General features: G+C 37.8%; 17 protein-coding genes and 1 pseudogene. 9 read left to right on the forward strand and 9 right to left on the reverse strand.

The genetic code is table 11. The annotated features are described in order from the left end of the window. Positions 1–20: 20 nt before the first annotated feature. A complete protein-coding gene (locus F935_RS17300) occupies positions 21–1,376 on the forward strand; it encodes a S8 family peptidase (RefSeq protein WP_016140067.1) in 1,356 nt (451 codons plus the stop codon). 103 nt (positions 1,377–1,479) lie between these two features. Here the strand turns inward: F935_RS17300 and F935_RS17305 are convergent, their stop codons facing one another. The 3 genes and pseudogenes from F935_RS17305 to F935_RS17315 form a co-directional block, all read right to left on the reverse strand. Then, complete coding sequence (locus tag F935_RS17305; RefSeq protein WP_016140068.1) at positions 1,480–1,914, reverse strand: hypothetical protein; 435 nt, start codon at positions 1,912–1,914, stop codon at positions 1,480–1,482. Positions 1,915–2,010: 96 nt separating this feature from the next. Continuing rightward, positions 2,011–2,430: a hypothetical protein gene (locus F935_RS17310; RefSeq protein WP_016140069.1), complete on the reverse strand. Its 420-nt coding sequence runs from the start codon at positions 2,428–2,430 to the stop codon at positions 2,011–2,013. A gap of 148 nt (positions 2,431–2,578) precedes the next feature. Further along, positions 2,579–3,444, reverse strand: a pseudogene (locus tag F935_RS17315) (LysR family transcriptional regulator). Positions 3,445–3,552: 108 nt separating this feature from the next. On the opposite strand from F935_RS17315, the gene F935_RS17320 reads away from it, so the two are divergent. Then, positions 3,553–4,440, forward strand: a complete 888-nt coding sequence (locus F935_RS17320) for a DMT family transporter (RefSeq protein WP_016140071.1) — start codon at positions 3,553–3,555, stop codon at positions 4,438–4,440. Between the two features lie 183 nt (positions 4,441–4,623). Here F935_RS17320 and F935_RS17325 read toward each other — a convergent pair whose 3' ends face one another. Then, a complete protein-coding gene (locus tag F935_RS17325; protein WP_016140072.1) occupies positions 4,624–5,073 on the reverse strand; it encodes a hypothetical protein in 450 nt (149 codons plus the stop codon). A 282-nt stretch (positions 5,074–5,355) separates the two neighbouring features. Here F935_RS17325 and F935_RS17330 point away from each other — a divergent pair, with 282 nt between their 5' ends. Next, a complete protein-coding gene (locus F935_RS17330) occupies positions 5,356–5,640 on the forward strand; it encodes a YciI family protein (protein WP_016140073.1) in 285 nt (94 codons plus the stop codon). 52 nt (positions 5,641–5,692) lie between these two features. On the opposite strand, the gene glyS is transcribed toward F935_RS17330, so the two are convergent. After that, positions 5,693–7,762, reverse strand: a complete 2,070-nt coding sequence (glyS, locus tag F935_RS17335) for a glycine--tRNA ligase subunit beta (RefSeq protein ID WP_016140074.1) — start codon at positions 7,760–7,762, stop codon at positions 5,693–5,695. Further along, a complete protein-coding gene (gene glyQ, locus F935_RS17340) occupies positions 7,762–8,739 on the reverse strand; it encodes a glycine--tRNA ligase subunit alpha (RefSeq protein WP_002044989.1) in 978 nt (325 codons plus the stop codon). The genes glyS and glyQ overlap by 1 nt, the downstream gene beginning before the upstream one ends. 1,300 nt (positions 8,740–10,039) lie before the next feature. On the opposite strand from glyQ, the gene F935_RS17355 reads away from it, so the two are divergent. From F935_RS17355 to F935_RS17370, 4 genes are all read left to right on the forward strand, one after another. Further along, positions 10,040–10,456: a lysozyme inhibitor LprI family protein gene (locus F935_RS17355; RefSeq protein WP_009387994.1), complete on the forward strand. Its 417-nt coding sequence runs from the start codon at positions 10,040–10,042 to the stop codon at positions 10,454–10,456. 109 nt (positions 10,457–10,565) lie between these two features. Beyond that, positions 10,566–11,828, forward strand: coding sequence for a putative DNA modification/repair radical SAM protein (locus F935_RS17360; protein ID WP_016140077.1), 1,263 nt, complete (start codon positions 10,566–10,568; stop codon positions 11,826–11,828). A 2-nt stretch (positions 11,829–11,830) separates the two neighbouring features. Further along, complete coding sequence (locus F935_RS17365; RefSeq protein ID WP_016140078.1) at positions 11,831–12,628, forward strand: TIGR03915 family putative DNA repair protein; 798 nt, start codon at positions 11,831–11,833, stop codon at positions 12,626–12,628. Positions 12,629–12,760: 132 nt separating this feature from the next. Next, positions 12,761–13,861 (forward strand): HPP family protein, encoded by a 1,101-nt coding sequence (locus F935_RS17370; protein WP_016140079.1) that lies wholly within the window; start codon positions 12,761–12,763, stop codon positions 13,859–13,861. Positions 13,862–13,925: 64 nt separating this feature from the next. Here F935_RS17370 and F935_RS17375 read toward each other — a convergent pair whose 3' ends face one another. Continuing rightward, positions 13,926–14,180 (reverse strand): PspC domain-containing protein, encoded by a 255-nt coding sequence (locus tag F935_RS17375; protein WP_009388059.1) that lies wholly within the window; start codon positions 14,178–14,180, stop codon positions 13,926–13,928. 251 nt (positions 14,181–14,431) lie between these two features. Between F935_RS17375 and F935_RS17380 the strand changes: the two genes are divergently transcribed. Beyond that, entirely contained in the window at positions 14,432–15,079 is a 648-nt protein-coding gene (locus F935_RS17380) for a hypothetical protein (RefSeq protein ID WP_080645810.1), read from the forward strand. 73 nt (positions 15,080–15,152) lie between these two features. Here F935_RS17380 and F935_RS17385 read toward each other — a convergent pair whose 3' ends face one another. Further along, the gene (locus F935_RS17385; RefSeq protein WP_016140081.1) at positions 15,153–16,976 is read right to left on the reverse strand and encodes an acyl-CoA dehydrogenase C-terminal domain-containing protein; all 1,824 of its coding nucleotides are present in this window, start codon (positions 16,974–16,976) and stop codon (positions 15,153–15,155) included. Between the two features lie 255 nt (positions 16,977–17,231). Here F935_RS17385 and F935_RS17390 point away from each other — a divergent pair, with 255 nt between their 5' ends. Then, on the forward strand, positions 17,232–19,574 hold the full coding sequence (locus F935_RS17390) for an eL24 family ribosomal protein (RefSeq protein WP_016140082.1): 2,343 nt from the start codon (positions 17,232–17,234) through the stop codon (positions 19,572–19,574). Positions 19,575–19,624: 50 nt separating this feature from the next. Here F935_RS17390 and aroE read toward each other — a convergent pair whose 3' ends face one another. Next, positions 19,625–20,413 carry a shikimate dehydrogenase gene (gene aroE / locus F935_RS17395; protein ID WP_016140083.1) on the reverse strand — a complete coding sequence of 263 codons (789 nt, stop codon included), beginning with the start codon at positions 20,411–20,413 and terminating at the stop codon, positions 19,625–19,627. Positions 20,414–20,487: the final 74 nt, after the last annotated feature.

A 20,487-nucleotide genomic window follows, 5' to 3' on the forward strand; every position in this document is an offset into this window, starting at 1 on the left:
AAAAACTACGGAGAAAAATAATGCAAAGTAAAACGTTATTTCTATTAGGTCTATGTACGATTTTAAGTACAACTGCATCAGCTCTTCCTTTAGATTCTAAAGGTGCTAAACAGCGATTAAATCAGGCAGCAAAACAAAAAGTATTTCAGGGTAAAATCGATTTAGATGCCTTGGTGAATAATGATTCGAATGATTTAATTGTTGAATACAATATTGCTTCGGTGAGCGTGCCTTCTGGGTTAGAACGGCGAAGTTATATTGCAACAAATAAGAAAAATTTACAGGCAAGGTTTAACCGTGCTGGTGGTGTTCAAGTACTTCGGGACTACAATAATTTGCCTTTAGCTTTTTATCGGATTAGTAACCGCGAAGCTTTGGTCTCTTTACTCAATGATCCGAATGTTAAAGCGGTTTATCCAAATCGTATTAATCAAACCACGACCAATGAAAGTTTACCTTTAATTAATCAACCACAAGCAAATACCAATGGTTTCACTGGTGAAGGTTCAAGTGTGGCAGTGATTGATACAGGGGTGAATTATCTTCATTCTGATTTTGGTTGTACGGCAGTAAACACACCATCAAATACTTGTCGCGTTGTTTACTCATTTGATAGTGCACCAGATGACGGCACTTTAGATGATGATGGGCATGGTAGTAATGTTTCAGGCATTGTGTCCAAGGTTGCCACCAAGACTAAAATTATTGGTATTGATACCTTCCGACGTGTTCGGGTGAATGGTCAGTGGGGTAGTACTGCTTATGACAGCGATATTCTGGCGGCTTTAAACTGGACTGCAAATAATGCCCAGACTTATAACATTAAAGCGGTGAATTTAAGCCTTGGTGTGCCAGGTGTTAAATACACTTCAGAATGTAGTAATAGCAGTTATGCAACAGCATTTGCTAATGCACGAGCTGCTGGTGTGGTTCCAGTTGTAGCTTCAGGCAATGATGCATTTTCAGATGGAATTTCATCTCCTGCCTGTGTTGCTGGTGCAGTAAGAGTTGGTGCTGTTTATGACAGCAATATTGGAGGAGTGTCATGGGGGAATCCTGTGAAATGTTCTGACCCAACAACAGCAGCAGACAAAGTAGCGTGCTTCAGTAATGGTGGTAGTCTTGTGACTTTATTGGCACCGGGAGCAATGATTACGGCAGGTGGTTACACCATGGGTGGTACATCTCAAGCGACACCGCATGTGGCAGGTGCGATTGCTTTATTACGAGCGAATAGCGTGAGCCCAACAGAAAGTATTGATCAAACCATTAGCCGTTTAAAAACGACAGGTAAACCAATTACTGACTCAAGAACGGGCTTGGTTTTCCCGCGTATTGATTTACTGGCAGCAACAAATGGTTTAACCATTAATTAAATAGCTTATTTATAATTTTTTAAATTAGGTCCAAGAAATTTTTAAAATAGCTATAACCCGTTGCAGAAGGTAGCTTCTGCAACGGGTTTTCTATGGAAGAGTATTACTTACACTTTGCTAAATTTGCAGGATTAAAGTTATTTTGGAGTTTTTTGAAATTATTCTGAATTTCTGGATCTTGAATGTTAAAAGTGGTCGAGCTTTTGGTCGTAGAGTTTGTTGCCTGATTTAATATGCCTGACTCATCAGGGTATTGTTGTGTAAATGATGTGGCTGAAATCAGACCCTTATCATTAAATACCCAGTGTTCAGTAACATGTCCGCCCCCTAAATATCCCGTAAATTCAATCAGACAAGCTTGCTTATCTTGTTTAATGAGTTTGGCTACGTTACCTGTAGTCGATGGATAAGCTTCGATATTGGTATCTTGCTCTAAAACTTGTGCCGGAGAATAAGACGAAGACGGAGGTGCAGAGGTTGCACATGCAGTTAATGCTAAGCCACATAGTGTTGAAAAGAGAAGTTTTTGACTATTCATAAGGCAGATTCCTAGCTCTTTATAGTTGATGATCATTAGTTCTAGTTAAATATCTGTATTTATAAAAGCGCGAATTTATCGCGCTGTCCAAGCAAATTAGTTCGTTGTTGTGCTCGATTTACTTAACTGACCTTGCTCTATCGGAATGCTTTCACCATTTCGGCTACTGGTAATATTTTGCTTCGCTTGATCTATTTTATTTTCTGTAAACGCTTTAGCTGTATCTGCTTTTTGCTGAACGACTTCTGCTTTTTCAGCCGTAAATTCTTTGGTGTTTTGCCATTTTTCACTAATTTTATTTGAGGTCTTTTCAGAAGCTCCTTGAATAGAGTCTCCTAAATTTTGTATGCCTTTTCCTGTTTTGTATAGCAATACACGACCTAAACTTGGGTTGTCACCATAAGGTTGTGCTTTAGAGGTTGTTTCACCCACTTGTTGTGGTTGCGTTGTTTCTGCAAATAAGGTTGATGAAGCCAACATAGAGGTCGCAATACATAAAATGTGTATGGTTTTCATTTTGGATAAATCTCCCCAACCAGAATCAAAAGATGAAGTGGTGATCTTACTGTTAAAAATAAAGCTTGTACTGCAATGAGATAAAACCCATACGATTTGATTACGATAAATCATCACTTGATCGCAATAAAGTAATTATCCCAATGACTCATAAACAAAATTCAGACTTAATTAAGTCTAAAAACATATCTCGAGCTTTATGATTGCTGACATTTTTGTGCCAAAAAATTGATTCTGCATAAAGGCAAGGTGTTCAAATTTATAGCCTCGAATATTGGTTAAATTTTTATATTGTTCATAAATACTCTTCGGTACCAAAGACACACCAGAGCCTGCACTGACGCAACCAATAATGGTGGCGTAACTGGTAATGCTAGTAATTGGAAGTGAAATATTTTTGAGCTTAAGCCATTCTTCAAGAGCTGCTCGGTAAGGACAGCCTTCAGTCCACATAAAAATTTCTTTACCAATCAGGTCTTCTTGATTGTGGATCTCTCCCAAAGAATGAGATGCAATCAAGACCATTTCTTCTTGGTAAATACTAAGTTTATTTAGCAGAGGAAACTCAATATTGCCCGCGACAATTGCACCATCAAGTTTGTGCTGAGAAATATCGACTAATAGCTGTTTCCATGTGCCTGTAATAATTTGAATGGAAACCTCTGGAAAACGTTGATGATATTTCGCCAGTAAATTGGGTAGGCGAGTTGTAGCAGAAGATTCAATCGCCCCAATTTTTAATGGACCAGAGGGCGGTGCATCAGGGTGAATACTTCGTTTTGCTTCATCGCATAGCGCTAAAATTTTATGGCAATAATTAAGGAAAATCTCACCAGCAGGAGTGAGTTTTAAACTTTTTCCTTCCCGATAAAACAGCGGTGCGCCTAGTTCTTCTTCGAGTTGTTTAATGCGCGTTGTGATATTGGATGGTACACAATGTAGTTGCATTGATGCCTTAGCCATTGTTCCGCATTCAACCACGGTCTGAAACATTTTTAACTGTGCGATATCCATGTTTTATCATTCACTTTTAATGAATATTTGACTCAATATAAGTTAATTTTATTCAACTATCCATGCGCATATGATGAAAGAGTTCCATTTCATTAGTGCAGATTTAACATGGCAATATCTCTTGCTGCCGAAACTCAGCCTCCCGCATTTAAACTCTATGTATGTATTGCTGTGACTGTTTTTTGTTGGGGTTATTCACCTATTGGTGTGCATAGTGCTTTGCATTCATATACACCGCAGCATATTGCCTTGCTTCGCTTTTTGATTGCATCGTTTTTTTTACTGCTTTTGGTCATGAAAAAAGGCATTCAACCTTTAAAGTGGAAAGATGCTCCTGCACTTGCTGTATTAGGATTTTTCTCTGTAACTCTGCATCATTTGCTTATAAATACAGGGCAGCAATATGTAACTGCGGTCGCATCCAGTATTCTAAGTCAATCTATTCCGTTATTTACCTTTATTATTTCAGCTTTGCTTTTTAAGGAGCAAATCAGTTTCAAACATTGGTTATGTATTTTGCTGGGACTTTGTGGCGCCGTGTTGGTGGTTAGTGGAGATCATGGTTTTGGTGTGCCAAGTCCTTATAGTTTATTAATTGTTTTAGCCGCAATTGCATGGGGGCTGTATTTTAATTTATATAAAAAATTTGCTTTAAATTACGATGCCTTGAGCATGATGTGCTACATCATCTGGTTCGGAACGCTTCCTTTACTGTTTTATAGCGCCAATTTACCTAATGAAATTTTACATGCCATTTGGCAAGCCAATATGTCGGTTGTCTTATTGGGTATTTTCCCAAGTGCAATGGCTTATGTACTTTGGGGATATGTACTTAAAAATATGCCGTTAACGATTGCATCGAATTTTTTGTATTGTTCGCCAATTGTTGCCATGAGTTTAGCCGTTGTTTTCTTAAATGAAAAACCGTCAATGATGGTGCTGTTAGGTGGAGTAATTATTGTGGGGAGTTTGGTGTGGATGAATTGGAAAAAATAATTTTTGTACTAAGCTGAGTAGATAATAATGTGGCAGTTATTGAATGCTGATTTAAAAATGAGAATATTAATTTCATTAAAAAGTCACTTAAATCAGCATGCCTCAATAGTTTTTAGAATTTACTTTAATTAATTTCACCATGAAAAGTTTGATCATAGCCAAAAATAAAGATTTAAAATTGAATTATTCTACTCTTTCGACTTTTTCAATATGACTAGAGGAATCATACGTAATCTCAATTACTACTTTCTCTTTGTTAAGTGCGGAGTCTGAGATTGATACTGTTTCGTCCACTGAATCGAGCGATAACTCACTCGGCATTACATTGTGTAAGGTCGACACGATTGTATTCGCTATTAAGCCGTTATATAAAGCCATTCCATATGCTTTTGGTTTATTGTTAATTTTATAATAAGTGATCGTATCTATCCTTTTATCTCCAATGAGCCTACTTACTACGGGCGGATGGAATTTATTTAGAAATTCATTTCGAGACATTCCAACCACATTAATCTTTTCTATAGCAGGTGGGTTTGTAGTGTCAGGTAAAGTGATCCGATGAGGATTTATAGAACAGGCTATTTGTCCAATGGATAAGATAGAAATAACAAGTAATAAAATATTCTTTTTCATTTATATAATCTTAATTAATAAAAGCTGCTAATTTATAACGATATTTTTTGAAAATATCAAATTATTATAAAGACTTATCTATGAAAAATACTTACACCAATAAACGTCGTAAACAAGTTAGGTAATTGAATCAATTATTGCGCTACTGTGTAGGGTCATTATTATAAAAAGTTTTAATATGGATGAATTGGGGGAATAGGCGTACCATCGAATAAGCTATAGATCATTAAACTATCTGTAGATTAATGCTATGTCATACGCTACTTGCTTTAAGAGAATGAGATGATTGTTGTTACCTTGACCTATAAAAAAACATTAGCCGAAGTTAATGCTGTACTTAAAGAGCATATTGCATTTTTAGATCACTACTATGAGCAAAAGAAGTTTTTGGCATCGGGTCGCCGAGAAAATAGAGTAGGTGGGGTGATTTTAGTTTTAAGCTCTTCGATTCCACAAGCTGAAGAGATCATGAAAAATGATCCGTTTTATATTCATGATGTGGCTGATTATGATTTTATGTGGTTTGAGCCATCGAAAAGTTTAGAAGAAATTAAAGCATTTGTTTAACGTAAAAAATAAAGGGATCTATAGAAGATCCCTTTATTTAGTCATAAGCTAATTAACCCTGCAACACACTCACATCAGCAATAGCAGTAAACAAGTTACGCAACTGAGCCAATAAACGTAAACGGTTTGCCTTCAGGTCAGCATCATCTGCCATTACCATTACGCTATCAAAGAATGCATCAATCGGTGCGCGAAGTGCTGCAAGCTTAGAAAGGGCAGCAGTGTAGTCTTTTGCTGCGAGTAATGGTTCAACCACAGGTGTAACTGCTTGAAGCTCAGCAAATAATGCTTTTTCAGCATCTTCAACCAAGTTCACTTCCACTACAGAACCTTCTGGTGCAGCTTCTTTTGCAAGAATGTTAGCAACACGTTTGTTTGCAGCAGCAAGTGCGGCAGCTTCAGGTAATGCGCGGAAGTGGTTTACAGCATTTACGCGCTTGTCAAAATCAAGTGGAGATTTTGGTGCAAGTGCTTGAACTGCTTGAAGTACGTCAACAGCAACACCTTGGTCTTCGTACTTAGCACGGTAACGACCCTCCAAGAATGCAACAGCATCAGCACGAGTTTTGTCGTGGTCTTTAACGATGTCGCCATAACCTTGAAGTGCAAGGTTAATTAACTCTTCAATCGTTACGTCTAATTCATTTTCAATGATTAAACGTAAGATACCAATTGCTGAACGACGAAGAGCAAATGGGTCTTTAGAACCTGTAGGCGCTTGTCCAATTCCGAAAATACCAACGAGCGTATCTAAACGGTCAGCAAGAGCAATGGTTGTACCTGTTTTTGTTTTTGGTAAAACATCACCAGCAAATTTTGGTAAATATTGCTCGCCTAAAGCTTCTGAAACTTCAGTGTTTTCGCCTTCAATGCGTGCATAGTAAGTACCAGCAATACCTTGAAGTTCTGGGAACTCACCAACAAGCTCTGAAGTTAAGTCGCATTTAGCAAGTAATGCAGCTTTTTCAGCATCTGCTGGGTTTGCGCCAGTGATTGGAGACAACGCAACAGCAAGTTTTGCAATACGTGTTGATTTGTCCCAAAGCGTACCAAGTTGTGCTTGGAATACCATGTTTGCTAGTTTTTCTTTACGAGATGCAAGCGGTTGCTTTTGATCTTGTAAGAAGAAGAATTCAGCATCAGATAAACGCGGGCGAACAACTTTTTCGTTACCTTCAATAATTTGAATCGGATCTTTAGACTCAATATTTGAAACAGTAATGAAGTAAGGCTGTAATTTACCTTCGCTATTGATCAAGCAGAAATACTTCTGGTTGTCTTGCATAGTCGTAATAAGGGCTTCTTGAGGAACAGCAAGAAAGCGCTCTTCAAAGTTTGCACGAAGAGCAACTGGCCATTCAACGAGGCTTGTTACTTCATCAAGTAAATCACTTGGAACAATAGCAGTTGCGTTAACTTCATCAGCCAATTTCTTTACTTGTTCTTGAATGGTTGCTTGACGTTTTTCAAAGTTCGCAACAACGTAAGCTTTTTCTAAAGCAGTTAAATATTCATTTGCATGCGCTAAAGTCACAGCTTCAGGTGCATGGAAACGGTGACCATAAGTCACATTACCAGCTTTGTGATCTTGAATAGTTGCGTCAACAATTTGGTCATCTTTAAGTAAAAGAACCCATTTCACTGGACGTACAAATTCGGTACGGCTTGCAGCAGAACGCATGCGCTTAGCAATCGGTAAGTTATCTAGCGCAGTTTGTAAAATCTGTGGAAGTAAAGCATCAAGGCTTTGACCTTTCACATCTTTTAAATAGCAAACTTTTTCAACTTTACCTGCTTGGAAAGTAGAAAGCTGATCAACAGTAATCCCTTGACCACGCATAAAGCCTTCGAGTGCTTTAGTTGGTTTGCCTTCTGCATCGTAAGCTGCTTGAACAGCAGGGCCGTCAAAACGTTTTTGTGTATCAGCTTGAGCAGCATCGATATCAACAATTTTAAGCGCTAAACGACGTGGAGCTGCATAAGCTTCAATAGATGCGAAGTTTAAGCCTGCATCTTTTAAGCCTTTTACCGTTTCGGCTTGTAATGCATCACGTAAGTTTTTTAAGCTTTTTGGTGGAAGTTCTTCGCAGCCAAGTTCGAATAAAACAGTATGTTTGCTCATTAGTTTTTCTCCGCCTTTGCTGCTTCACTTTCAGCTTGTGCTTTCAACTGTGCCAATACTTCATCACGTAAGTGTGGTTCTGCCATTGGGAAGCCAAGCTCTGCACGTGCTTGTACATAACTTTGTGCAATAGCACGCGCTAAAGTACGTACACGTAAAATGTAACGTTGACGCTCAGTCACAGAAATTGCGCCACGTGCATCAAGTAAGTTAAAGGTATGAGACGCTTTAACAACTTGCTCATAAGCAGGAAGAGAAAGTTTTGCTTCAATTAAACGGTTTGCTTCTGATTCGTAAAAATCAAACAGTTCAAATAGTTTTTCAACTGGAGCGTATTCAAAGTTGTAAGTCGATTGCTCAACTTCATTTTGATGGAATACGTCGCCGTAAGTCACAGTACCGAATTGGCCTTTGGTCCAAACAAGGTCATAAACCGAGTCAACACCTTGAAGGTACATTGCAAGACGTTCTAAACCGTAAGTGATTTCGCCTGTTACTGGGTAACATTCAACACCACCGACTTGTTGGAAGTAAGTGAACTGAGTCACTTCCATACCATTCAGCCAAACTTCCCAACCTAAGCCCCAAGCACCTAGCGTCGGAGATTCCCAGTTGTCTTCTACGAAACGAATATCGTGAGTAAGCGTATCAATCCCGATTGCTTTTAAAGAATCAAGATAGAGCTGTTGGATGTTGTCTGGATTTGGCTTAAGTACCACTTGGAACTGGTAGTAGTGTTGCAAACGGTTCGGGTTTTCACCATAGCGGCCATCTTTTGGACGACGTGAAGGTTGAACGTATGCAGCATTCCAAGTTTCAGGCCCTAAAGCACGTAAGAATGTTGCGGTGTGGAATGTTCCAGCGCCCATTTCCATGTCGTAAGGTTGTAGTACGACGCAGCCTTGTTCGGCCCAATAGTTTTGTAGGGCAAGAATTAAGCCCTGAAATGTATCAATGTGCGAGATGGCGCGACTCATGTAGCATCCACGAATTTATGAGAAAAATTGCCCCTAAGTATAAGGATTTTGTGGGGGAGTGGCAAAGGCTAGTTTGGGAATTTCAGATTTGATTGTTTAGCTGCTTTTTTCATACTTTTGAGTAGTAATATCCAATAAGTGATAGCAAAAATTAAAGAAAAACAACTGAAGAAAAATAAGCCCTCTAATGGCATTAGTTCCCATGAGTCTCGAAAAAAAATTATTAAGATATTGGGTATTAAAAAGGTGAGAATAATTGCACTAGCAAGGATAGAGAAGAAATTAAGGAAATTGAATTTCAATAAGAATAATTGTAAAAAATATGCAGGTATAAAAACTAATATGTAATAAATGGCTGCAATAGCCAGCAGTCCGACAGGGGGATTTAGTAGATTCTCAAAAGAAAAATCTTTATGGATGATTGAAGAATTTAAAAATATGAATAAAGTAACTATGTATAAATATATTGGTGTCATGATTAGACAATGCCAAATTTGATCTTTATCTAGATCTAAATTTTGAGTGAAGATTTTTAAAAAATTAAAAGGCATTTTTGCACCCTGTAATAAAGACTTTCTAACGGATCTAAGAGAAATTTTGGTTTTGAGATTCTTCTGCTTTTTTTATACTTCTGAGTAGTAAAACCCAATATGTAATAGCGAAAGTTATAGAAAAATAACTAAAGAAAATGATCATTTCTATTGGTGCGAATTCTAAACACATTAAACTAAGAATTAACGTAGTAAGTATGACCGCACTAGTAATAATTGAGAAAAAATTTATGAAATTATACTTTTGCAAGAAAAGTTGACATAGATAAGCAGGTATAAACGCGAGTATGTAATAAGTCATTACAACCATAAAGAGTATCAATGGCATATTCGCAGCAGTTTTTAGAATTTCTAAAGTGAACCCTTCATATAGCATCATGGTAAAGATCCATAGAAGCCAAGCAGGTATAAATAAGTAGAGTGGGACTTTTAAAAGGCTATATAAAATTTGGCTTTGATTGGGATCTAAATTTTGAATGAAAATTTTAAAATTAGATTTTTTCATATAAATCAATATGAGTTTGATTCTTATCACTATGTATAGCATGAATAAAAGTTAATGTATTTGAAAATGTGATCAAATCAAAATGTTTAATTAATATAGTTCTGCTTATAAGGATTTTATATTCAATTAGCAGAGCGTTCATTCAATGTTGATGTTCTGCTCTTTGAACTTGGATTATAGGCAACCGTTACAGAATTTTTGTTATATTGAGACATATTAAAAATTATAGAATCGAGAATTAATTATGCTGAAATTTTGCTGCAAACTCATTGTTTTATCCAGCCTTTTTTGTAGTACATGGCTTTATGCACAGACCGATGCTGATCAGCAAGATGAATACAACCAATGTGTAGACCAGACCATTAAAGAAATGCAGCTTGAAAGTATTAATAACATGGTCGTGCATAGCTGTTCTGAACAAGCTAAAAAGACTTATGAAGAAAAAATTGTGGCTCTTATTGATCAAATTCGAACACAAAGCGAAGAATACAAACAGCCAGAACGTTACCAAGATATTTTAAAATCTCAACGACTTTGGAAAGCCTATGTAGATCAGGAGTGTAATAATGCAGGCTCATACATTGGCTCACCGATGTATTCATATTGCCCAATGCAAGAGTATGCAGCGCGTGTAAAGCAGCTAGAAGAATACGTTAATTAAGACGAATCATTTTAAACGTCAGCTCATGACGCCGAGCGTACTTCACTGGATTAAATTTAAGAATGCAAAATGATATTTTTTAAACGATGCCATAAATGAGTCGTTTGATATGTCTGATCGCATTCGAGAAAAACTACAGATTCTTGCTGATGCTGCTAAATATGATGTGTCTTGTTCATCAAGTGGCAGTGACCGTAAAAACAAAGATAAAGGTCTAGGTGATGCCAGCCATTCAGGAATTTGCCATAGCTATACTGAAGATGGCCGCTGTGTATCTCTCTTAAAAATTCTATTTAGTAATGTGTGTATTTTTGACTGCGCCTATTGCGTTTCACGTCGTTCTAATGATGTCCAGCGTGCAGCATTTACGGTACAAGAGGTTGTAGACTTAACCATTAATTTTTACCGCCGTAATTATATCGAAGGCTTATTTTTAAGCTCGGGCATTTTTAAATCTGCGGATCATACGATGGAACGTATGCTTCAAGTCGTAAAGAAGTTGCGTCTTGAAGAAAACTTTAATGGCTATATTCATCTAAAAACTATTCCAGGGGCATCGCCTGAACTGATTCATGAAGCAGGTTTATATGCTGACCGTATGAGTATTAATTTAGAGATGCCGACCGAGGTAGGCCTAAAAACTTTTGCACCAGAAAAATCACATCAGGAAGTGCAGAAAGATTTAGGTTTAGTCCGTGACAGACTGATTCAGCTTAAAGATGAGCGACAAATCATTAAGCATGTGCCGAAATATGTACCAGCAGGGCAGACTACTCAAATGGTAGTGGGAGCACATCAAGAGTCAGATCAAGATGTCTTGTTTATGGCAGACAAGCACTATAAAGAATTTAAGCTCAAACGCGTTTATTTTTCGGGTTATATTCCAATTAATACCGAAAATAACTACTTGCCAGCAGTGGGCTCTGCACCGCCATTACTACGGGAAAACCGACTCTATCAAAGTGATTGGCTGATGCGTTTTTACGGTTTTCAAGTCAATGAAATCGTCAATGAAAAACACCCAAACTTAGACCTTGATGTAGATCCGAAATTAAGCTGGGCTTTAAGGCATCCTGAACACTTTCCTGTAGATTTAAATCGTGCCGATTATCAAATGATTTTGCGTGTGCCGGGCATTGGGGTTAAATCGGCTAAAAAAATTGTGCAGGCTCGCCGTTTTGGAAAAATCCATATCGATTTACTTAAAAAATTAGGTGTGGCTTACCAACGTGCTAAATACTTTATTCGCTGTGAAGACAGTCCGAAATTCCAAAAGGAACTATCTTCTGGCTACATTCGGCAGCAGATTTTAACGCAGGGTGCCTCGAAATATGTGCAGCAGCTTTCGCCACAACTAAGCCTTGGGTTTTAGCGATGTTTAATGATGAGGTGGCTTACTATTTTGATGGCTCAATGGTGGGGCTACTGAGCTGTGTTTTTCGCGCATTTCAATTTAAAGAATTACAGGTCAGGCTCTGTTTGAATGATGCGGCTCAACATGGTTTATTTGCCGATAAAATTGAGATTTCAAATAACGAGGAACATGCTGACCGTGTTTGGTCTGCGCTACAAAAAAAACTTTCATCCTCTTCTTTAAAACAATTTTATTTTGCTTATTTATCTGAATCGTTAGATGCCTATCAGCATTTATTTAACTACTGTATTTATGTGTTTACTAGCCATGTTTCCATAGAAAAAGATTATTCACATCCAAGTGTTTTAGCAATTGCGCAGTGGACGAAAAAGGTCGGGCGAGAGAAGCATCGAATGGAAGCTTTTATTCGTTTTAAGAAAACCAAAGATGAGCTTTTTCTGAGTTTAGTTCGTCCCGATTTTAATGTATTACCGCTTATTCAGCCCCATTTTAAAAGACGGTATCAAGATCAACGTTGGCTGATTTATGATGAAAAACGTAAGTTTGGAATTTATTATGATTTACGTGAAATACATGAAGTTTCACTCGAAGCGTCAAAAGTTGACCGTAATTTAAAAAATGGAATGAGTCAAAGCTTTCAGCTTGAGTTAGACGAGAAAGAAGTTTTGTATGACCAACTTTGGAAAGATTATTTTAACAGCGTTAATATTACTGAACGCCAAAATATAAAACTTCATGTGCAATATTTACCAAAACGTTACTGGCGTTACTTAAATGAAAAATTGATGGAATATTAAAGTTTTAAAATCAAAAAAAATAGTTCAGCAAGTTTTCTTGTTGTTTAAAGATATAATTTAAATGCACTTTATGTGGCTTTGCGCGTATACTTTTGCCCGTTATAAATAACGGCATATCCCCAAAGGTGTACTGTGAGTGTTATACAGCGAGAATGGTTACAGATTTTAAAGCCGAATTTTAAGGTTTTACCTTTAAAAGAGCGGTTGCTTTGCGGCATTGGAGCGTTGTGTGGTTTAGCAATTTCTTCCTTAATTAGCTGGTATGTTCTGGGTGGAATTAATGCTTGGTACATCGCCCCAATGGGCGCCTCATCTGTTCTATTGTTTGCTGTGCCGACCAGTCCCTTGGCTCAACCATGGAATGTGATTGTTGGTAATACCTTAGCTGGAATTATTGGTGTTGCCTGTGCGCAGTGGATTCCTGATTTAACTACAGCTTTTAGTGTGGCTGTTGGACTTGCCATATTTTTAATGATGACCACCGACTCTTTGCATCCACCGAGTGGCGCTGTAGCCATAACGGCGGTATTAGGTGGGGCGGCAATTCATAAATTAGGCTTTTATTTTATTTTTTATCCAGTTTTACTCAACTCGCTTCTTTTACTCGGTTTCGCCGTCTTTTTTAATAGATTAATTGGGCGGCATTATCCGGTTACTGCTCATCTTAATGACCGTAGTAAAGATCCTACACCGACTCAAAAAGTATCAATTCAGCCGAAAGATATTGAGTACGCATTAGGGCATCACACTGAACTTTTAGATATTAGTCAGTACGACTTAGAAAAGATCATTTTAGAAGCTCAAGAACATGCCAATGAACGAATAGTCAATCAATATACCTGTCAGGATATTATGAGTCGTGATGTCATCAAACTACATGAAGATGATGATATTCATCAGGCACTCGATAAGTTTAAACAAGTGAACTTGATGAGCCTACCTGTGGTTAATGCTGAAAATCATTTGGTAGGAACTTTAGCGTTATATGAAGTCGTAGAGTGGTTTAAAGGTGCAGCCGACCCACGAAACTCTTGGCAGCACTATGTAAAACAAATTATGAGTCGTCGAGTGGTCACGGTACTGCCAACACAGCCTATTCAAGATCTGGTGCCGTATTTTGTGGAAAAATCGTTTAACTATATTCCAGTGGTTGAAGAGCGGAAACTTATTGGAATGATTAGCCGTGCAGATATGATTGCTGCATTACAACAACAGTTAAATCGAAAGCTATAATTTTTAGAATAAAAAAAAGCTACGGTTGATTAGGGGATGCAACCGTAGCGACCAAAGTTATTAATTAACGTACTCGTTCTTCATTTACTGTTCGAACGGAGGAGCTATAGCCTTCAATATGTTCTGGCTGTTTTTTCGGAATGACTAACCATAAAACTAAGTAAACTAAAATTCCTGGAAAGGCCGCACTCATAACTGAGATAACAACAAAAATGATGCGTAATAAAGTCACGTTCCAACCAAAACGTTCAGCAATACCACCCATTACACCGGCGATCATGCTGTGTCGGTTCGAGCGATATAAACCAGAACTGGCCATCTAATTCTCCTTAAAGATAAATAATTACAAGAAGCTATTGCGCTCCTGCTTAATAAAAATATGGAGGCGAAATAAAAGGTTTAAAGTCCTCGCAGAAGTAAAATGGTTAAAATATGTAAAGGATTAGAATGAAGGAAACCAACATCAACTAAAATGCACCTTTTCAGGGCTTAAAGGTTTCTTGCAGCATTTGATTAGGCCTGAAAAATGAATATAAACATGGCTATTGCTGTTATCTGTGAATAATGTATATGTCTTTGAAGCGGTCTAGGTTTTTAGTTAAGCATTTAGTTTTAGGGGCTATGATGTGCCTGACACTTGGTGCTTGCGACATCAGCCATACCAACTCAAAAGATCACTCTAGTACAAGCTCTAATTCGACACATGAAGAAAATTTAATAAAAAATAGTACATCTACAAAAACATTAGATTATGTAGCAGGACGTACTTTTTTACCTGAAGAAAACTTAGATCAAACCAAAAAGTTAAGTGGAACTTTATTGCAATATGTCGGGCGATATCACACCCGCATTTCATGTGAGGATGCTTTTGCCGATTGTGAGTCGGGCGAAGCTGAGTACATTTTAAATCTATTACCCAATGGATCGGCTTATTGGAATGTTATTCATTTTGGTCGTGTGGGAAGTAAAGATGGGGCGAAAAGTGCCGCTGTAAATGAATTGTGTCCTTCTTTAAATTGGAAGGTAGATGAAAAAGAGCATGAGTTAACGATTCAATGTCCCTTATCTAAAGTTAATTTTTATTTTAATTTTGATTCAAACAAAAGATTGGTTATGAATCTGGAAAAACTGTTTTATAGCGATTATGGAAAAAATCGTGAATTTTTAGAGCAAAATTATTTTGTTCCAAACAAGGCTTATGTATTAACTAAAGAATAAATATTTAATCTTACTTGAATAAAAAAGAGCGCAATATGAATTGCGCTCTTTTCATTTCTCTATTTAAAAATCATTAGTAGTCGAAGCTGAAGTGTTCAACTGGTAATGATGTTAATGTGCGAGAGGTTGTCACCATTGACTCTGCATGACCTTGAGTACGAGGCAACATACGGTCAAAGTAGAAGTCTGCAACTTTGATTTTTGCTTTATAGAATTCAGGTGTTTCTGCACCGTCACCGGCTTCAAGTTTCTCAGAAGCAATGACTGCTTGTTGAGCCCAGAAGTAAGCCATCATCACGTAACCAGAGAACATTAAAAAGTCTACAGAAGCAGAAGATACGATGTCACGGTCTTTACGTGCAGCAAGCATGATACGAACAGTTAAAGTGTTCCATTGAGCACAAAGCTTAGTTAAGTCCCAAGCAAAACGACGTAAGTATTTATTACGTGCGTGCGCAGCACAGAATTTTAAAATTTCAGCAGTGTAGTCACGAACCACTTTGCCTTTTGAGCTAAGCAATACTTTACGACCGATCAAGTCAAGTGCTTGAATGCCTGTTGTACCTTCGTATAGCGTTGAGATACGAGCATCACGAGCGATTTGTTCCATGCCCCATTCTTTAATGTAGCCATGACCGCCGTAAACTTGCATGCCGTTGTTTGCAGCTTCTAAACCAAGTTCAGTCAAGAAACCTTTTAAAATTGGTGTGTAGAAACCAAGTTTGTCATCGTAGTCTTCGTAAGCAGCTTGGTCGCCACGTGTTAATGCATCTGTCATTTTGTCTGCAAGTTTTGCAGCATGATAGATCATTGAACGACCACCTTCAGCAATTGCTTTTTGAGTCAACAACAGGCGACGTACGTCAGCATGATGAATGATTGCATCAGCAACTTTGTCTGGATCTTTCTTGCCTGAAAGCGCACGCATAGACATACGATCTTTCGCATAAGGTAACGCACCTTGGAAAGATAACTCGGCATGTGCAATACCTTGAACAGCAGTACCAATACGTGCTGTATTCATGAAGGTAAACATTGCATGTAGGCCTTTGTTAACTTCACCGATTAAATAACCAGTTGCATTATCAAAGTTGAGTACAGCAGTTGCAGAAGCTCGGATACCCATCTTGTGTTCGATTGAACCACAAGTCACAGCATTACGTTCACCGATACCGCTATCAGCAGTAGGGATGAATTTAGGCACGATAAATAATGAAATACCACGAGTACCAGCAGGAGCATCTGGAAGACGTGCAAGTACGATGTGAATAATATTTTCAGTTAAGTCATGTTCACCGGCAGAAATGAAGATTTTTGTACCAGAGATTTTATAAGTGCCATCTGCTTGAGGTTCAGCTTTAGTTTTAACTTGTCCTAAATCTGTACCACATTGAGGTTCGGTTAAGCACATTGTGCCGCTCCAAGTTCCTTCAACAAGTTTAGGCATATAGGTTTGTTTTTGCTCATCGGTACCGAATTGCAAGATGGTGTTCATACAACCTGAACTTAAGCCAGGGTACATCGTAAATGACCAGTTTGCAGTACCCATCATTTCCGATTTAATCAGATTTAATGACATTGGCAGACCTTGACCACCAAATTCTTCTGGGTAAGAAAGACCTTGCCAACCGCCCATTACGAATTGGTCATAAGCTTCTTTAAAGCCTTTTGGCGTAGTGACTTCGCCGTTGTCAAAATGGCAACCTTCTTCATCACCAGACTGGTTAAGTGGCGACAATACGTTTTCACAATAATCTGCCGCACCTTCAAGAATCATATCAACGGTATCTGGGTCTGCATTTTCACCATTTGATAAAGTTTTATAGTGAGCAGGGTAATCTAATACTTCATTCATTAAGAAACGAATATCATGTAGCGGGGCTTTATATGCTGGCATGGCTTTAATCCTAATTTTGAATCATTGTGGGATTATCTGAATCGATGATTTGATTATTCACTCACTTGATAAAAATACAATGATAATCACATCCGAAAGAAATGTCAGAAAAGCGAATTTTGTCGAAAATAAATACACCTGAAAATACATTTTCTGCTACATTCAGGACTTATACTTTTATGTGAAAAAACAACTATTTTTTATTTTTAGCAAGTTTTGCTAAAAAGATAAAGCTATAAGGTTTTAAAAAAGGTTATGCATTTAAAATATCTCAGTTTATGTTTATTTAGTTTGGGTTTGACCGCATGTGCGCAGCATAACCTACGTCCATCAGCGGCATCTACCAACTTAGATCAAAAAGTCATTCAGGGTATGAATGCATTGTATGAATACCCAAGCTATGATTACCGCGGGCATTTTAAAGTTAATGTTGATCCAAATCAGCCCAAGAAAAATAGCACTGTAGAGAAAACGGCTCAGCTTGATACTGAAGTGCAAAAAAAAGTAGATCAATATTTACGTGAACAAAAAACTAATTTGAATAAAAAACAGAAGCAGGCGCTTTATGCCGCAATTGCAAATGAGCAATCTGTTTCGGGTGTATCTGACGAATCACGTTCAGAAAAAGTAAATGCCGTATTAATTAATTTATTAAATGATCTCCAATTTAGTTACGATGGTTCAGTTCATTATCGTCAAAAAATGGGGTCTTTCAATCTCACTGCAAGATATGAGAAACCGACCTTATTGGTGCAGGCAAAATTGCCAATGGTCATTGATCTGAAAGATTATAAATTTTACGTTAATTATTTCGGATTAATGCCTTATTTGGTCAATAAAGACAATCAAAATAACTTAGCTTATGTCGATTTTTCAAAGTATAAAAATCTGTTTACAAACGTCGATATGAAGAAGTTTATTGAATATGCGAAAGCTTCTAGCGCGGTATCTTACCGTTTGGCTGAACCACAAAATTTACAACGTTTATCCGTTAGTGATGCTGAGCGTAAAGCCGGAATTGTAGAGAAAATTCGATTAAAAGATACGGTTGAAGAGTTATTGCTGCAATCGGAACTCTATGGTCAAGTCAATGAAAAATATTTGCAAAAAAGTGTTTTAGGATTTGACGATCAAAAGATTGCTGAATCTATAGCAACTGAATTAGCTGCTTCGGAAGCGAAGAAAAAAGAGGGCAGTGCTGAGGGACAGAAGGTTTCTTCTGAAGATGCAGCGGCAGTCAGCCAGCAACTTTATTCACTCATTAATGCTCATTTTGGCAATACATTGACTTCTGAGGAAGGCGATGAAGAACAAGCGAGTGCAGCTCAAGAAGAAGTGGCAGACGAGGCATCTGATTCAGCTCAAGCTGAGGATACTGCTGTAGCAGATGCGGCGGAGCCAACTGCACAAGATGAAGAAGTTGCTACACTTACAGAAGAGCAGTGTGTTGAATTACAGACTCTTAATAAACCAGTTGCATTAGGTGATATTAATTACTGTCAAATTTACGGTATTGATGTGCTTGATCGAAGCGCTGTAAATACTGAAAAAACTCAGATTAAAGCTCGTCGAGCTGCACTAAAACAAACTTTTGCTGCTTATGATCAGAACCAGTTTGTGAATGATGATGCATTCAAAGCTTTATGGTTAAAACATAAAGCCGAGATTGAACAAGCTTTACCAAAACAAAGAAATCCAATTACGATTGATGTTGGACTTGATGAAAAAGGCCGTTTAGTCAACGCTGATTACGATGTTGCATATACACCAGCTGAATTTAACCATCGCTTTAATATTAAAGCAGACATGCAAATTCTAAATTATGGTAAAGCAACTTCAATTGACCAGCAGCAGCTTAAACAAGCTAAATCAGTTGCTGAAGCAAGCAAAGGTTCTTTATTTGAAAACTTCGTAAAAGGCTTTAGTGAAAAACTTGGGCAGAGTGATGTTTCTGAACATCCAGTTGGTTCACATAGCGATGTACAAGATTTAGATTCGAGCCTAGCGCTGTTGGCTAACCAAACTTATGATGCAACACATGCCTATGACAAAACATATAAGGCTGTGTTTATTGCAAAATTGACTGCCGAAAAACCGTCATATATTAATTATTATTCAGTTCAACAGTTGCAAGAAATTGCTGAAGTTTATGCTTACTGGTTCTCAGAAGAAGAAACCTATAATCCTCAAGGTAAGGCTTTAGAGCGTATTGAGGCATTGCAGAAAAAGCATCATCTTGAGCAAGAAGAGCAATTTGATAATGATTTAGGTCGTGCTGTAGATCATATTGTGATTACGACAGTACAAGGTGAGACAGGGCGTGAAGCATGGCAAAAATTACAGAAACAATATAAGCAGCCTGAGCAGCTTTTCTCGAAACAATATCAATTAAAATTTGAACAACAAAATGGTGCTTCTGCTGAAGAAAAGCCATTGTTGTCACAAACAGCTGATATTTTAGGTAAGGCTTATGCTGCTGCACGTAAACAGCAACTTACGGAAAAAACAATTCAGAATTTAAAACCTGAACATAATGAATTTATTGATTATGAGATTTTCCGCGATGTTTACCAGCAAATGGTTGCGACCAAAAAATAATAAATAATGCAGTCAAAAAAGAACCTACTTAAAGTAGGTTCTTTTTTGTTTTATAGAAAATCTTTTAATTCAGGTTTCACACCATTCCATATATAGAAGGCTTCAATGGCCTGACCCACTAACATCCCAAAACCTTCTGAATATGGCACATTGCGTTGTTTAGCTTGCTCAATGAAGCTAGAAGGCTTGCCATAAGCCATTTCATAGGCATATTTGAACTCTAAACTTTCAGGTAATTGTAGTGTGTCACCTGAAAGGCTTGCAGAAGTTGCATTAATTACAATATCAAATTTCCCTTCTAACTCACTTAGAGAAATTGCTTGTAATTGAGCTTGGGGAACTGCTGCTTTTAAGTCATCTACCAGCTGTTCAGCACGCACTAGAGTGCGGTTTGCAATCACAATTTTTTTAGCGCAGGCCTGTACCAGTGGGTAAATAACACCACGAGTTGCACCACCAGCTCCTAAAATTAAAATATTTGTATTTTCTAGGTTCCAGTCTAAGGCTTGAATTGCGGCCACTAAGCCTTGGCCATCAGTATTATCGCCGTGCAATTTGCCATTCTGCATCCATAATGTATTTACCGCTTTCGCAATTTGAGCGCGTTCGGTTAGCACATCACACAAAGCAAAAGCTTGTTCTTTAAACGGTACGGTAACGTTCATACCACTTCCACCATTTGCAAAGAAACTACGCATACTCGGTTCAAAACCATCAAGAGGGGCAAGACGTTTTTGATAGTCGAGATCAACACCTGTTTTTTCAGCGAAAGCATGATGCAATTCAGGAGAGCGTGATTGTTCGATTGGGTTGCCAATTACTGCAAACTGTTTGGTCATTCTTATATCCAAAATTTTAAAATGGCATGAAGCAGTTAAAAACGTGTGCTGAATATTCAGCAGGCCTCACTATA

The organism is Acinetobacter calcoaceticus ANC 3811 (assembly GCF_000399665.1).
Taxonomy (GTDB): domain Bacteria; phylum Pseudomonadota; class Gammaproteobacteria; order Pseudomonadales; family Moraxellaceae; genus Acinetobacter; species Acinetobacter calcoaceticus_B.

Coding starts and splice junctions, on each gene's coding strand:
- F935_RS17300 (WP_016140067.1), top strand. CDS start 21: ATGCAAAGTAAAACGTTATTTCTATTAGGTCTATGTACGATTTTAAGT.
- F935_RS17305 (WP_016140068.1), bottom strand. CDS start 1,914: ATGAATAGTCAAAAACTTCTCTTTTCAACACTATGTGGCTTAGCATTA.
- F935_RS17310 (WP_016140069.1), bottom strand. CDS start 2,430: ATGAAAACCATACACATTTTATGTATTGCGACCTCTATGTTGGCTTCA.
- F935_RS17320 (WP_016140071.1), top strand. CDS start 3,553: ATGGCAATATCTCTTGCTGCCGAAACTCAGCCTCCCGCATTTAAACTC.
- F935_RS17325 (WP_016140072.1), bottom strand. CDS start 5,073: ATGAAAAAGAATATTTTATTACTTGTTATTTCTATCTTATCCATTGGA.
- F935_RS17330 (WP_016140073.1), top strand. CDS start 5,356: ATGATTGTTGTTACCTTGACCTATAAAAAAACATTAGCCGAAGTTAAT.
- glyS (WP_016140074.1), bottom strand. CDS start 7,762: ATGAGCAAACATACTGTTTTATTCGAACTTGGCTGCGAAGAACTTCCA.
- glyQ (WP_002044989.1), bottom strand. CDS start 8,739: ATGAGTCGCGCCATCTCGCACATTGATACATTTCAGGGCTTAATTCTT.
- F935_RS17355 (WP_009387994.1), top strand. CDS start 10,040: ATGCTGAAATTTTGCTGCAAACTCATTGTTTTATCCAGCCTTTTTTGT.
- F935_RS17360 (WP_016140077.1), top strand. CDS start 10,566: ATGTCTGATCGCATTCGAGAAAAACTACAGATTCTTGCTGATGCTGCT.
- F935_RS17365 (WP_016140078.1), top strand. CDS start 11,831: ATGTTTAATGATGAGGTGGCTTACTATTTTGATGGCTCAATGGTGGGG.
- F935_RS17375 (WP_009388059.1), bottom strand. CDS start 14,180: ATGGCCAGTTCTGGTTTATATCGCTCGAACCGACACAGCATGATCGCC.
- F935_RS17380 (WP_080645810.1), top strand. CDS start 14,432: ATGTCTTTGAAGCGGTCTAGGTTTTTAGTTAAGCATTTAGTTTTAGGG.
- F935_RS17385 (WP_016140081.1), bottom strand. CDS start 16,976: ATGCCAGCATATAAAGCCCCGCTACATGATATTCGTTTCTTAATGAAT.
- F935_RS17390 (WP_016140082.1), top strand. CDS start 17,232: ATGCATTTAAAATATCTCAGTTTATGTTTATTTAGTTTGGGTTTGACC.
- aroE (WP_016140083.1), bottom strand. CDS start 20,413: ATGACCAAACAGTTTGCAGTAATTGGCAACCCAATCGAACAATCACGC.